General features: G+C 60.7%; 11 protein-coding genes. 10 read left to right on the top strand and 1 reads right to left on the bottom strand.

The window, feature by feature from the left end; translation table 11 throughout:
- The first annotated feature begins 36 nt into the window (after positions 1-36).
- From N2601_RS34165 to N2601_RS26205, 10 genes are all read left to right on the top strand, one after another.
- Positions 37-1,815 (top strand): amino acid ABC transporter permease/ATP-binding protein, encoded by a 1,779-nt coding sequence (locus N2601_RS34165; RefSeq protein ID WP_283051874.1) that lies wholly within the window; start codon positions 37-39, stop codon positions 1,813-1,815.
- 73 nt (positions 1,816-1,888) lie between these two features.
- Positions 1,889-2,833, top strand: coding sequence for an ABC transporter substrate-binding protein (locus N2601_RS26245; protein ID WP_260304276.1), 945 nt, complete (start codon positions 1,889-1,891; stop codon positions 2,831-2,833).
- A gap of 79 nt (positions 2,834-2,912) precedes the next feature.
- Positions 2,913-3,854: an ABC transporter substrate-binding protein gene (locus N2601_RS26240; RefSeq protein WP_260304275.1), complete on the top strand. Its 942-nt coding sequence runs from the start codon at positions 2,913-2,915 to the stop codon at positions 3,852-3,854.
- Between the two features lie 29 nt (positions 3,855-3,883).
- A complete protein-coding gene (locus tag N2601_RS26235) occupies positions 3,884-4,939 on the top strand; it encodes an LLM class flavin-dependent oxidoreductase (RefSeq protein ID WP_260304274.1) in 1,056 nt (351 codons plus the stop codon).
- A 313-nt stretch (positions 4,940-5,252) separates the two neighbouring features.
- Positions 5,253-5,993 carry a FadR/GntR family transcriptional regulator gene (locus N2601_RS26230; protein WP_260304273.1) on the top strand — a complete coding sequence of 247 codons (741 nt, stop codon included), beginning with the start codon at positions 5,253-5,255 and terminating at the stop codon, positions 5,991-5,993.
- A gap of 71 nt (positions 5,994-6,064) precedes the next feature.
- On the top strand, positions 6,065-6,970 hold the full coding sequence (gene kdgD / locus N2601_RS26225; RefSeq protein WP_260304272.1) for a 5-dehydro-4-deoxyglucarate dehydratase: 906 nt from the start codon (positions 6,065-6,067) through the stop codon (positions 6,968-6,970).
- Between the two features lie 110 nt (positions 6,971-7,080).
- The gene (locus N2601_RS26220) at positions 7,081-7,962 is read left to right on the top strand and encodes an amidohydrolase family protein (RefSeq protein ID WP_260304271.1); all 882 of its coding nucleotides are present in this window, start codon (positions 7,081-7,083) and stop codon (positions 7,960-7,962) included.
- Between the two features lie 225 nt (positions 7,963-8,187).
- Complete coding sequence (locus tag N2601_RS26215) at positions 8,188-9,165, top strand: TRAP transporter substrate-binding protein (RefSeq protein ID WP_260304270.1); 978 nt, start codon at positions 8,188-8,190, stop codon at positions 9,163-9,165.
- Between the two features lie 123 nt (positions 9,166-9,288).
- Positions 9,289-9,867 (top strand): TRAP transporter small permease, encoded by a 579-nt coding sequence (locus tag N2601_RS26210; RefSeq protein WP_260304269.1) that lies wholly within the window; start codon positions 9,289-9,291, stop codon positions 9,865-9,867.
- On the top strand, positions 9,858-11,138 hold the full coding sequence (locus N2601_RS26205) for a TRAP transporter large permease (protein ID WP_260304268.1): 1,281 nt from the start codon (positions 9,858-9,860) through the stop codon (positions 11,136-11,138). Before N2601_RS26210 ends, N2601_RS26205 begins: the two co-directional genes overlap by 10 nt.
- Positions 11,139-11,221: 83 nt before the next feature.
- Here the strand turns inward: N2601_RS26205 and N2601_RS26200 are convergent, their stop codons facing one another.
- On the bottom strand, positions 11,222-13,966 hold the full coding sequence (locus N2601_RS26200) for a glycosyltransferase family 39 protein (protein ID WP_260304267.1): 2,745 nt from the start codon (positions 13,964-13,966) through the stop codon (positions 11,222-11,224).
- Between the last annotated feature and the right edge of the window lie 228 nt (positions 13,967-14,194).

Here is a 14,194-nt window from a genome sequence, read left to right as displayed (position 1 = left end):
CGGTCACGGACCGATAGTCCATAAAAGGGAAACATCATGGCACTGACGACAGATTTCGCGGGCATTGCTCCCGGCAACAGGGTCGCCGATCAAAAGCAGGATTATTCCCGCTATCGCATCGTTCCGGCCCGCCATCCCGGCCGTGTGGCGGGAACCATCTTCGCCGCCCTTGTCATCGCCGCCGTGCTCTATTCCACCTTCACCAATCCGCGCTGGGGTTGGAGCGTCTTCGCGCAATGGTTCTTCGCCGAGCCCGTTCTCGCCGGTCTCGGCAGGACGTTGCTTCTGACGGTGCTTGCCGCGATTTCGGGCTCGATCCTCGGCACGGCGCTGGCGCTTGCCCGCGTTTCCAAGTCGCCGCTACTGTCAGGCCTTTCCTGGGGCTATATCTGGCTGCTGAGATCGATCCCGATGATCGTGTTGCTGCTGGTGCTGAACAATCTCGGTTATCTCTACGAGACGATCAAGATCGGTATTCCCTTCACCGATACGGTCTTCATCGACTATCCGACGGTGCAGCTATTGACGCCTTTTGCTGCCGCCTTCCTGGGTTTGACGCTCAACCAGTCGGCCTTCTTCGCGGAGATCGTGCGCGGCGGCATCCTTTCCGTCGATCAGGGACAACTTGAGGCGGCCTCGGCTCTGGGCTTGTCGCGCCGCCGCCAGGCCTTCCGTATCATCCTGCCGCAGGCCATGCGCTCCATCCTGCCGACCGGCTTCAACGAGATCATTGGATTGGCAAAGAGCACTTCCGTGGTCTATGTGCTCGCCCTGCCGGAACTCTTCTATACGGTGCAGGTCATCTATCGCCGCAACCTCGAAGTCATCCCGCTGCTGATGGTCGCGACCGTCTGGTATCTGGTCATCATGACGGTGCTGTCGATCGCGCAGCACTATATCGAGCGTTATTTCTCGAAAGGCGCGGTGCGCAACCCGACTCCGCTTCCCTTCCAAGCCTTCTTCGAACGGTTCCGCCGTCCGCTGCCAGCTTTGGACGTCTCGACGGATGCCGCGCTGCGGCCCGGCGTCATCGACGTGGCAAGCTTCCGGGCGGCCGGAGGGGCAGTGCGCATTCACGGCATTTCGAAAAGCTTTGGAGCACTGAAGGTGCTCGATAATATCGAACTCAGCCTTTCGCCCGGCAGTGTGACCGCTATCCTTGGCCCGTCCGGCTCCGGCAAGTCGACACTCTTGCGCGCCATCAACCATCTGGAGCGCGTCGATAGCGGCTTCATCTCCATCGACGGCAATCTGATCGGCTACAGCCAGAAGGGCGACACGCTCTACGAACTCAAGGAGAAGGATATTCTGAGGAGCCGCGCCGATATCGGCATGGTGTTTCAGAGCTTCAATCTCTTTCCGCATCTGACCGTGCTCGAAAATCTCATCGAGGCGCCGATCCAGGTGCGGGGCATTAGCCGCGAGGATGCCGTGCAATTGGCGCAGGAGCTGCTCGCCCGCGTCGGCCTCAGCGACAAGATCAACGCCTATCCGCGCCAGCTTTCCGGCGGCCAGCAGCAGCGCGTCGCGATCGCCCGCGCGCTCGCTCTCCGCCCCAAGGTGCTGCTTTTCGACGAGCCGACGTCGGCACTCGATCCGGAACTGGTCGGCGAGGTGCTCGACGTTATCAAGGAGCTCGCCCGCACCGGCACGACGCTCGTCATCGTCACCCATGAGATCGGCTTTGCCCGCGAGGTGGCCGATACGGTGGTCTTCATGGAAAGCGGCCACATTCTCGAGGCCGGCCCGCCGGCCCGCATCTTCAACGAAGCGGAACATCCACGCACCCGCGAGTTCCTGGCAAAAGTTCTCTAGCGAAAACCCGGCCCCTTCGCGAGAGGAAGAGAGTAAGCGAAAATACAACCATAGAGAGAAAAAGGTAAGCTACATGACTATATTCAAGACAACGAAATCTCTGGTGGCCGGCATTGTCGCCGTAGCCGCCATCGGCCTCGGCTCCGCTCATGCGGCGGAAAAGTTCAATCTGAGCCCGGATACGTCAAACCGTGTCCGCGCGGAAAAGGACGATGCGGCAATCAAGGCCATCGCGTCCAGTTTCAAATTCGTCAACCCCGGCAAGTTCACCGTGGCAATCAACCCCTGGGATCCGCCGGTTTCGACCTATGCCACGGACGCCAAGACGGTGGTCGGCACCGATCCAGAGATCGCACAATTGCTCGCAGATTCGCTCGGTCTTGAGCTCGACCTCGTGCCGGTTGCCTGGGAGGATTGGCCGCTCGGCGTCTCCTCCGGCAAGTATGATGCCGTCATCAGCAATGTGACGGTCACCGAGGAACGCAAGGAGAAGTTCGATTTCTCCACCTATCGCAGAGATGTGCTCGGCTTCTACGTCAAATCCGATAGCAAGATCACCGCGATCAAGGACCCGAAGGACGTTGCCGGCCTCAAGGTCATCACCGGCGCCGGCACCAACCAGGAAAAGATCATCCTGGAATGGGATCGGGAGAACGTCGCCGCCGGGCTGAAGCCGATCGAGGTGCAATACTACGATGACCGTGCCGCAGCCGATCTGGCGATCCAGTCTGGCCGCGCCGATGTCGAGTTCAACCCGAACGCCACGCTCGCCTATAGCGCATCCATCAAGGGCGCGACCAAACTGGTCGGGACCGTTAGTGGGGGCTGGCCGGTGTCGGCGGAGATCGCGGTGACGACGCGCAAGGGTGCCGGTCTCGCAGATGCGGTCACCATCGCGCTCAACGACCTGATCAAGGACGGCAAATATGGCGAGGTGCTGAAGCGCTGGAGCCTTAGCTCCGAGGCGGTCGAGAAGTCGCAGACCAATCCGCCCGGCCTGCCGAAAAGCGGCTCGTAATCGTCTCTCGAACGCAAGACGGCCGGCTCGCTCGCGCGAAGCCGGCCATTCATGAAGATAGGATATGGAGAAGGCTCCCATGACAGGTATACCGGCCATCCGGGCATGTTCATTCGCTTTGATGATGACGGCGCTGGCGTCCTTCGGCGCGGCCCGTGCCAATGATCTAACCTTCGACTTGAGCCCCGGGCAGCCGGGCCGCATTCACGTCGGACGGGACGAGACCGCGATCGCCGCTATCCCTAAGGATTTCAAGTTCGTCACGCCGGGCACGTTCACGGTTGCCGTCGCACCCGGCGGGCCGCCGCTTGCCACCTATGCGACGGATGCCAAGACCGTGGTCGGCGCCGATCCGGATATCGCCTATGCTATTGCCGATAGCCTCGGACTGAAGCTGGAACTGGTGCCGGTCGCATGGATCGATTGGCCGCTGGGTCTTACCTCGGGCAAATACGATGCCGTCATCTCCAATGTCGGCGTTACCGAGCAGCGCAAGGAGAAGTTCGATTTCTCCACCTATCGCCAGGGCCTGCACGGCATCTATGTCAAGTCGGACAGCAAGATCGGCTCGATCAAGGAGCCGAAGGATGCGGCCGGGCTCAGGTTCATCGTAGGCGCCGGCACCAATCAGGAGCGCATCCTGCTCGAATGGAGCAAGGAGAACGTGGCGGCCGGGCTGAAGCCGCTGGAGCTGCAATATTACGACGACGATGCCGCAAGCCTGCTGGCCCTGGCGTCTGGCCGCGCCGATGTGATCGTGCAACCGCATGCGCAGCTCGTCTACATCGCCGCCCGCGACAAGAACATCAAAAGCGTCGGTACGCTGAGCGCCGGCTGGCCGGATCGCTCGGACGTGGCGGTGACGACGCGCAAGGGCAGCGGCTTGGCCAATGCACTGACCGTTGCCGCCAACGACCTGATCGCTAGTGGCACCTACGGAAAGATTCTCGATCATTGGCATCTGGCGGAAGAAGCCCTGCCGAAGTCGGAAACCAATCCGCCCGGCCTGCCGAAATATTGATCGCCCGACGGCATCGACAGGAGCAAAACATGAGCGGCCGCAAGGTATCCATCAGCCATATCGGTTTCCTCACCCCCGGCAACTATCCGGACGAGGATCCACTGTCGGGGTTGGAGCAGACCCTCCAGCAACTGCGATATGGGGAAGAGCTGGGCTTCGACAGCGCCTGGGTCCGCCAGCGACATCTGGAGCCCGGTATTTCGTCGGGCACCGCCTTCCTGGCGGCGGCAACCCAGCGCACCAGCCGGATTCAATTGGGAACGGCGGTCATTCCGATCGGCTATGAAAGTCCCTATCGGTTGGCGGAGGATCTTGCCACCGTCGATGTCCTGTCGCGCGGGCGGCTGAATATCGGCGTCAGCGCCGGACGTCCACTGCACGCCGATCTGATCGCGCCGCTGGTCTTCGACGGCGACTGGACGAACAACGATTTTTCCCACGATCGCGTCCTGCGCTTTGCCGACAATCTGCGCGGTACCCATCTCGGCGACGAGCAGACCTTCATCAAGACACCTTTTGGTCCGATCCGGCCGCGCTTGCAGCCCTATGCCAAGGGGCTGATCGACCGGATCTGGTATGGCGGCGGGTCGCAACGCTCGGCCGAATGGGCCGGCCGCAACGGCTTCAACCTTTTGACAGGCAATGTGATTACGGGCGAGGGAACCGATGATTTCTTCGTCGCCCAGTCGCAATTGATCGAAACCTATCGTGCCGCCGCCGGGCCAAAGCGCCGTGTCGCGCTTGGGCGCGTCATCGTACCTTTCGACAACGCCGATGCCGCCACGCGCCGCCGGTATCAGGACTATGCCGCCGGCCGCGACGGGCGGACGCTGTCACCCCAAGGCGAGAAGCGCACCCTGTTTGCCCGCGATATCGTCGGCACCTCGGACGAAATATTGGAACGGCTCTTTGCCGACCCGCTGCTGCCTGAGGTCAGCGAGTTGCGGCTGGAACTGCCTTACGAATTCGAGCACGAACAGTACCGCCAGATCCTCCACGATTTCGTTACCCGGATCGCGCCGGAACTTGGCTGGCCGGGTGCACCCTCGACCGCGCATGGCGGAGAGGAAAGACGCTCCGCCTAACTTGCCGGCAGGTAATTCGGCGCTTGCATCGGTGCGGAGGTCCGCGCCGACGGCAGCGCAGAGCGCCTAATCAGACACTGATTTCCCCCAATCAGCGCTTGAAGTGTTTGGAACCAGTCGATGTCCTGTCACATGTCCTCCAAGGGCGCGGTCTAGGGATAGACGCGCGCGCGCCTTGTCAAATTAAACTCATCATACATGTTAGCGATATCCGTTTACAAGTTTGCCGGCTTGCATGTATTGGCGCCAGCTTGACATACGACTTCGCGCAGTGCTTTTCTCACCGCCTACGCCCAGCAAGAGAGGTATCGACGTGGCCGTTCAGCCAAAGTCCCAGACTGAAGCCAGGTCGCAGACGCTGGTTGCGCGTCTCAGCAATACGCTGCGTCGAGCCATCGCCAGCGGGCAGTTTCCGCCGGGAAGCAAGTTGCCGAGCGAATCGCAGCTCACGGAGACCCACGGTGTCAGCCGTACGGTCGTGCGTGAGGCGATCGCGGCGCTGAGGGCCGACCGTTTGGTCGAGGCGCAGCAGGGGGCAGGGGTCTTTGTGCTCGAATCGCCGGCGTTGCCGGTTCTCTCCTTCGGAAATCTCGATCAGGCCCGGGTTTCGTCCGTCATCGAGCTTTTGGAGCTTAGAACCGCTGTAGAGGTCGAAGCCGCCGGGCTTGCCGCATTGCGGCGGTCACCGGCGCAGGAAGAGACGATCTTCGAGCGGCATCAAGCGCTGCGCGACTGTCTCAATGCAGGCGTTCCGACGAGCGAAGCCGATTTCGCTCTCCATCTCGCCATCGCCGAGGCGACGAACAATTCGCGTTTCCGGGAATTTCTTTCGATGATCGGGCCGCGGATCATTCCGCGCGCGGCCATGCGCGAAGGCGAGCTCGAGGCCGATCAGGACGCCTATATCCTGTTGATCGACGAGGAGCATCGTCAGATCGTCGTAGCGATATCGAACGGGGATGAAGAGGGCGCCCGCGAGGCCATGCGCAGGCATCTGCGGGGCAGCCAGGAGCGCTATCGCGCGCTTCTGCGCGAACAGCGCAAACCTGTATGATGAGTCGTTGACAGAGAAGCGTCATACATATATGACAACTTCTGCCTGAGGAGGCAGAAGAGGAATTCCTGATGACGCCGCAACAAATCAAGGCCGCGCTGGGCGCAGGCCTGTTGTCTTTTCCCGTTACGCATTTTGATGCGGAGGAGAAATTCCGCTCCGACAGCTATCAGCGTCATATCGAGTGGCTGTCGGGCTATGACGCGCCGGTATTGTTTGCAGCCGGGGGCACGGGCGAGTTCTTCTCACTGTCGCCGAACGAGATCCCGACCATTGTCAGGGCAGCCAAGGAGGCGGCCGGCAAGACGGCGATCGTGTCCGGCTGCGGCTTCGGCGCACATGTCGGTGTCGAGCTGGCGCAGGCGGTCGAGAAGGCAGGCGCCGACGGCATCCTGCTTTTGCCGCATTATCTAATCGATGCGCCGCAGGAAGGGCTTTACGCCCACGTCAAACGCATCTGCCAATCGGTCGATATCGGCGTCATGGTCTATAACCGCGACAACTCGGTGCTTTCGGTCGATACGCTGAAACGCCTGTGCGACGAATGCCCGAACCTGGTGGGTTTCAAGGACGGCACCGGCGACATTGGCGGAGTACGTCAGATCACCGCGACTATGGGCGACCGGCTGACCTATCTTGGTGGCATGCCGACAGCCGAACTTTTCGCCGAAGCCTATTTCGGGGCTGGCTTCACCACCTATTCCTCCGCAGTCTTCAATTTCGTGCCAGCACTTGCCGTCGAGTTCTATAAGGCGCTTCGCGCCGGCGAACGTGCGCGCTGCGAGACGATCCTAAAGGACTTCTTCTATCCCTTCATGGCCATCCGCAACCGCCGCAAGGGCTATGCGGTCGCTGCCATCAAGGCCGGCGTCAGGCTTCAGGGTTTCGAAGCCGGCAGGGTACGGCCGCCTCTCGATGATTTGACCGCCGAGGAAGAGGTCATGCTCGACAAGCTCATCGCGCCCTGGAAGCGGTGAGATGATGACCGTCGCCCGTTCATATCGCCTCGAACATCGCTGGCCTCTGTACTCGGCCGAGATTGCCTTCGATGCGGCGGCGGTTGAATTTCGTACGGAGGACAAGTGACATGCTGGTGCGCACGCTCTCAAGCACTCCGCCTCACATCACCCTTCCCAAGGGAACAGTAGACACGCAGATGCACATGTATCTGCCCGGTTTCCCGGCGCAGCCCGGCGGCCCCGATCTGCCGGCGGGCAGTCTGCCGACATCAGACCAATATCGCCAGGTGATGGGCTGGCTCGGCATAGACCGCGTGGTCATCACGCAGGGCAATGCCCATCAGCGCGACAATGGCAATCTTTTGGCCTGCCTTGCCGAAATGGGCGATATCGCCCGCGGCGTTGCCGTCATCGACGCTGAAACACCGGAGGCCGAACTCGACAGGCTCGCTGAGGCCCGTGTCGTCGGCGCGCGCATCATGGATCTGCCGGGCGGCGCGATCGGCCTTGATGCGCTCGAAACCATCGATGACAGGGCGAGCGCGCGTGGCTGGATGCTGGCCGTGCAATTCGACGGCAGCCATATTCTCGAACACGAGCCCCGGCTGGCGCGGCTGAAATCCCGTTGGGTGCTCGATCATCACGGCAAGTTCTTTTGCGGGGTGACGCCGGAGAGCCCGCAGGTCAGGGCTGTGCAGCGGCTGATCGACAAGGGCAATTGCTGGTTTAAATTCGCTGGCTGCTACGAATCCGCGAAGAGTGGCGGCCCCGCTTATGAAGATATTGCCGCTGTCGCGCGCGATGTGGCCGCCCACGCGCCGGAGCGGATCGTCTGGGGCACGAACTGGCCTCACAATCTGGCGCGGCAAAACGCTGACTATCCTGACGACGCAATGCTCACGGACACCGTGCTCGGCTGGCTGCCGAATGTGGACGCCCTCAGGCTTGCCCTTGTCGACAATCCCGAGGCGCTTTTTGGCTTCGCGCCCTTCCGGGGCGCAATGCAGTGAGATTTCGGCCGGGACGAGGAGGTTCCGGTCTCGTTGAGGAGGGGGAGATGATGAATATTGCCCGTATCTTTGAAGTCCGAGGCGGCTGCGCCGTTGTTGGACCGGCCGCTGGATCGAACTCGGCATTCCAAAAATAACAACCGTTTTCAGCCCGCCGGTGACTTGAATTTCCAGGCACGAAAGCGGGCGGCCATTCTTGTTTAGTGATTAGGAGAGAGGGAAACAATGAAGCGCAGCACCAGAATCATCACGACAGCATTTGCCGGCCTCCTCGCGCTCGGCACGTTCACGACGGGGCAAGCCCGTCAGTTCCGCTCGGCCGATGTGCAGCCGCCGGATTACCCGACCGTCAAGGCCGTGCAGTACATGAGCGATGAACTCAGCAAGGCAACCGATGGGAAATATACGATCAAGGTCTTCCCGAACTCGCAGCTCGGCAGCGAGAAGGACACCATCGAGCAGGTCAAGCTCGGGGCACTCGACTTCATCCGCGTCAACTCCGGAACGCTGAACACCATCTGCCCGGCCATGATGGTGCCGGTCCTGCCGTTCCTCTTCCACGACAAGGCCCAGATGCGCACGGTTCTCGACGGGCCGATCGGCGATCAGATCCTGGCGGACTGCGACGCCCATGGCCTCGTCGGCCTCGCCTTCTACGATTCAGGCTCGCGGTCCTTCTACACCACCAAGCCGGTGCGGAAGATGGAGGATCTCAAGGGTCTGAAAATCCGCGTACAGCAGTCCGATATTTGGGTGGCGATGATGAAGGCGCTCGGCGCCAACGCCACGCCGATGCCGACGGGCGAAGTCTTCACCGGCCTCAAGACCGGGCTGATCGACGGTGCGGAGAATAATTGGCCGAGCTATTATAATTTCCATCACTACGAGCTCGCCAAATACTATTCGCTGAGCGAACACTCGATGGCTCCTGATGTCCTGCTGATGTCGAAGCGCGTCTATGACAGCTTCACTCCGGAAGAGCAGGTGCTGGTGCGCAAGCTCGCCAAGCAGTCGGTCGTCTATATGCGTCAGCTCTGGGACGCGATGGAAACGACGTCTGAGGAGAAGGTGAAGCAGGCAGGCGTCGAGGTGATCCCGCTGGACAAGGCGCCGTTCGAAGCCGCCATGCAGCCGATCTATGACCAGTTTGTCACCGATCCGGCGCTCAAGGACATGATCACCCGCATCAAGGCAACGAAGTAGCGAGGTCTGCCGGGGGCGCCGGTTGCGCCCCGCATCGCCTGCGATCACCTTCCCCGACGTCCAGAGGATGGCGAAGCGGAGGGGATCGATCAGCATCACATTGTCAATCCGAGGAGACACGCAATGGGCGCGCATATGCATGCATTGCCGGCAGATCCCGCCGTGCGTTCGCAAATGGTCCGCACCACCACCAATACCACAGGCTTGCTCGGCGCCTATTTCGCCTTCCACGCGTGGCTCTCGCGCATCTGCCTGATGATTGCAGTCATCGGGACAATTCTCATCGTTGCAGCCGTCCTCTATCAGATATTCGGGCGCTACGTGCTCAACGACTCCCCGGCCTGGACCGAGATATTCGCGCTTGTGGTCATCCTTTACGTCACCTGCCTGGCGGCAGCGGTCGGTGTCCGCGACGGACGCCATATCGGCATGGACTCGCTCCTGAATTTCGCGCCCGAAGGGGTTCGTCTGGGGGCCGAGGTTATCGTCTATCTCGGCATGGTCGTCTTCGGCCTGTCGATGGCCTGGAGCGGTGGCGAACTCAGCATCGAGATGGCGCCTTACATCAATCCCGGCCTGCCGATTTCACAGGCCTGGAGCTATGTGCCGCTCGCGGCCGGCGGCGTGCTCATCGCCCTGTTTGCCGTCGAGCGCATCGTCGCCGCCGTCCTGAAAATCAAGGTTATACCCTCATGGCATTGATCATTCTCTGCGCAACCTTCGTGGGCGGGCTGGTGCTCGGCATGCCGGTCATCTTCGCCATCGGCCTGTCGTCGATCGCCACGGTGCTCTATGAAGGGCTGCCGCTGGCCGTCGTCTTCCAGCGCATGGCGTCGGGCATGGGCACGTTCTCCTTCCTCACCATTCCGTTCTTCATCTTCACCGGCGAGCTGATGATGTACGGCGGCATTGCCGACCGGATCATCCGCAGCTCCAAGGCGATGGTCGGCCATGTGCGCGGCGGGCTCGGTATGACCAACGTCGTCGCCTGCACCATGTTCGGCGGTGTCTCCGGTTCGCCGGTCGCAGACGTTTCGGCCATGGGCTCGGCGCTGATCCCCCTGATGAAAAAGGAAGGGATCGATGCGGATTACGCGGTCAACGTCACCACCTATTCCTCGCTCGTCGGCGCGCTGATGCCGACCAGCCACAATATGATCATCTATTCGCTCGCCGCCGGCGGTCTCGTGTCGATGAACGCCTTGATCATGGCAGGCGCTATTCCCGCGCTGATCCTGACGGTTGCCAATGTGTTGACCGCCTATTTCGTCGCGCGATCGCGCGGCTATAGCCGCGGCGAGTTTCCGGGCTGGGCGGAAGTCTGGCGCAGTCTCGCAGCCGCAGTTCCCGGCCTTTTCATCATAGTCATCATCGTCGGCGGCATCCTGTCCGGCGTCTTTACCGCGGCGGAGGCCGGTGCAGTCGCTGTCCTCTACGCGCTGCTTCTGACGATTTTCGTCTATCGCAGCCTATCCTTCGAAAACTTTCTGAAGGCGGTGGCGAAGGCGACCAAGACGACGGGCGTCGTGCTGCTTTTGATCGGCATCTCGACGATGTTCGGTTATCTGATGAGCATCTACGGCGTTGCCGACATGGTCGGTGAGGCGCTCAGCCATGTCAGCACGCAGCCATGGGTGATTTTCATCCTGGTCAACATAGCGCTGTTCATCTTCGGCATATTCCTCGACATGGCCGCGCATATTCTGGTGTGCACGCCGATCTTCCTGCCGATCGTCACGCAATACGGCATGGATCCGGTGCAGTTCGGTATCATCGTGTTGTTGAATTCGACCATCGGGCTCAACACCCCGCCGGTCGGTGCTGCCTTCTATCTCGGCTGTGCCATCGGCGAGGTGCCCGTCAGCAAGGTGATCCGCTCGATCTGGCCGTTCATGGTCGCGCTCTGGACCACGCTCATGATCGTCACCCTCATCCCGGAAACCTCCATGTTCATCCAGGATCTCTTCCGGTAGGCTAATCGGCTGCTGTCAGGCTGCGCTTATCAGGCCAGGGTTAGCCGCCCTGGCCTGCACCTTTTGCGTAGCTTCCCGCCGGCTCACGACCCATGGCACGCTATCCCCGAGGTTTGGGCGACAAGCGGAAGACAACTGCGAAGATCATATCCGACCCTGTAGAAGAAGCTGCCCACAGGTTCGCCATGCTTCGTAACCTGCTGTTCTTTGATGTCGCTTATCCGGGAAAACAGCGGATCAAGAGAAGCCCGCTCCAGGTCGCCCCTTTTCAGTCCGAAAAGAATGACGGTGCGGCCCTGCAGGTCGGCGGGTTTGAACCAGTAGCTATACATCAAGCTATCCTGGCCGAGTGCGCCCCGCCCCACGGAGGTCTGAACGGTATCGTCGTCGGTGCGATTGTAGAAAGCGATCTCGCTTGCCACGAAATACTTGTCCATTCCGGCGAGCAGGACCTGCTTACCCGTTTCCTGCTCCACGCTATGCTCGATCAATCCTGTTTCACGACCGAATTCCTGCCATGCGACAGGTAGCGTCCGGATATTGCCGAAGTGACCGACCATCGGAAATCCGAGGACGAGATAATGCAAACCAAGCCCGTAGAGCACGAGCATGGTCATCACTGTCGGAACCCATAGCCGCCGCAGTAGACCGTCGAATTTCGATACGCTGCTACCGGCCGCGACGATGGTCGCCGAGATCGCCGGCAGAAGGGCAAGCCAGAGCGGCCCCGTCCAATTCAGCTTGACCTCGTGAAACAGGCTGAATGCAATAAAGACCAGCAGCGGAACGATCGTATAGATCTTGATGAGGAGAGATCGGCGGGCTGCCTCCGCGTCCGTCTTCGTCGTGAATGTCACGCTGTTTCTTGTCACCAGCGCGGCCATTGCCGCCGCCAATCCTACTGGCGTCAGCAGGATCGCGACACTGCTGACCAGCGAGGGAAGCGAGAAGGTCTTTGTGCTTTGCAGACGGTCCGCACTCTGGAAGGCGAATGATGCCCAGCCATGCGTCGCATTCCAATAGATCACCGGTGAGAAAAGTACGGCAGCGAGCACGGCGGCAAGATAAGGTTCTGGCCGCAGTAGCCAACGTCGCGCCCTGGGATCGAGAAGGAGAAAGATTAGCGTGGCGGGGCCAAGTAGCGCGATCGTATATTTGGAGAGCATTCCGAGGCCGACACACAGGCCGACTCCCCACCAGGCCCGGCGCTTTCCTGCTATCAGCGCACGCTCCAGAAAATAAAGCGTTCCGGCCCATGCGGCCGTCAGAGGCACGTCCGGCATCATCATGAAGCCCGTGGAAAAGAAAAACGGCAAGATGGCGATAAGCAGCACGCTGACGAAGGCTGCCGACTTGCTGAACAGATTGCGCGAGAAGCCGAAAGCGAAGAAGCCGGCCACGATCCAGGCGAGATAGGCGCCGATGCGGACGCCAAATCCTGTGTTGCCAAACAGGCTTGTTCCGACCCATATCAGCCATGCAACCATCGGTGGATGGTCGAGATACCCGATGTCAAGATGCTGCGCGTAATTCCAGTAATAAGTTTCCTCCGGCACGAGATCGACGAGCCCGAGATAAACCAGTCGCAAAGCGAGGACATAACCCAGCACGCCGATTGCGGCCACACGCCACCGGACGTCGGATGGCATGCGCGGGTTCTCAGACGGGAACACGAAGAAGGCATTGCCGAGATAATTGACGACAGCGGCGGCCCCGACGCCGAGAATAATGGCGGCCTGAGCGGGCCATCCGAGAAGGTCAACGGCACCGGCAAGCACACCGCCCCGCAAGGCAAAAGCAAGCAGGCAGATGGTCATGAAGCGGATGTAACGTCGCCAATCCCGCTCATGAAGCCGTGGTCCATCGCTTGCAAATGCCCATCTGGAGTTCAGAATGTAGTTGGAGATCGTGGCGACGGCAAAGCTGACGAGATGAGCCGTCACCAAACCGAATCCCGTCCCGAACAGAATCTGGAAGATCAGCAGGTCGAGAGCCAGGCCGATGAGGCCGACGCCCGCAAAACGGGTCGCGTTCCCAAAGGAAACCGCGCCTCCTGCAAGGACCAGCAGACGGCGGGCATAGTCTATCATGTGCCCCCATCCGATTTTCGTTTGCCCGTGCACTCGATCGCGAAAGACGATCGGGATCTCGGTCAGCCGAAGTGCGTCACCACCTTCCGCGATGATCTCCAGGCCGATCTTGAAGCCGATTGCCTTTGGATCGATTGCCAACAGCCGCTCCTTGCGCACCGCAAAAAAGCCGGACATCGGATCCCGCATATCGGTCAATGGCCATGCCAAGGCGCCGCCGAGGCGGGAGAGGAGCCGGCGGGAGCGCGGCCAATCCGGCGTGGCGCCGCCTGGCACATAGCGGCTTCCAACCACCATGTCGCTGGTCCCGTCGATAATGGGACGAACGAGGTTGCCGATCTCCTCCGGCGGATGGCTGAGATCGGCATCCATGACCACGACGATGTCGCTACGAGCATATTTCGCAGCCCAGAGCACGTCTCCTGCCAGACCGCCCTTTCCGCCTGAGGAAATGAGCCTGACGGGCGCCTTGCCCTCCCATGCCCGGACGCGGTCGATCGTGCCATCGGTCGATCCGCCATCGGCGATCAGGACCTCCAGCGCGATATCGCCACCGGACTGCGACAACAGGGAGGACAGGAGAAGATCGATATTGTCGGTCTCATTGAGGGTCGGAACGATAACCGAGACGGATTGCGAATATTTTATCGCCTTGTCAGGAGAGCCGTCGGGCTCGGAAACAAGAGCTTTGCCGGTCGCCGTCAGTGACCGATCCGAAATATTGCGGGAATAGTTCACAGGCTTACAGACGATGACAAAGCGCTGGAGCGAGGAGACGTCAGTACAGCCCTAAACCAATACGGTGGGATCTGAACGCGCGAATAATAACTTGGGGTCTGCACTTGCTTCATGGGAGATGGCTTTCTGTTCCGATGCGGCGCGACTATCGGCAATGACGCTGACAGCCACCTGAAGACCGTTTTTAAGTCTTTGCTGAAGCGGTAGGACCCAAACCGCGCCGAGCCG

This window comes from Rhizobium sp. CB3060 (assembly GCF_025200735.1).
In the GTDB taxonomy this organism is placed as follows: Bacteria; Pseudomonadota; Alphaproteobacteria; order Rhizobiales; family Rhizobiaceae; genus Rhizobium.
Note: the sequence above shows the minus strand (reverse complement) of the source record. Positions and strands in the feature narration are given on the sequence as shown.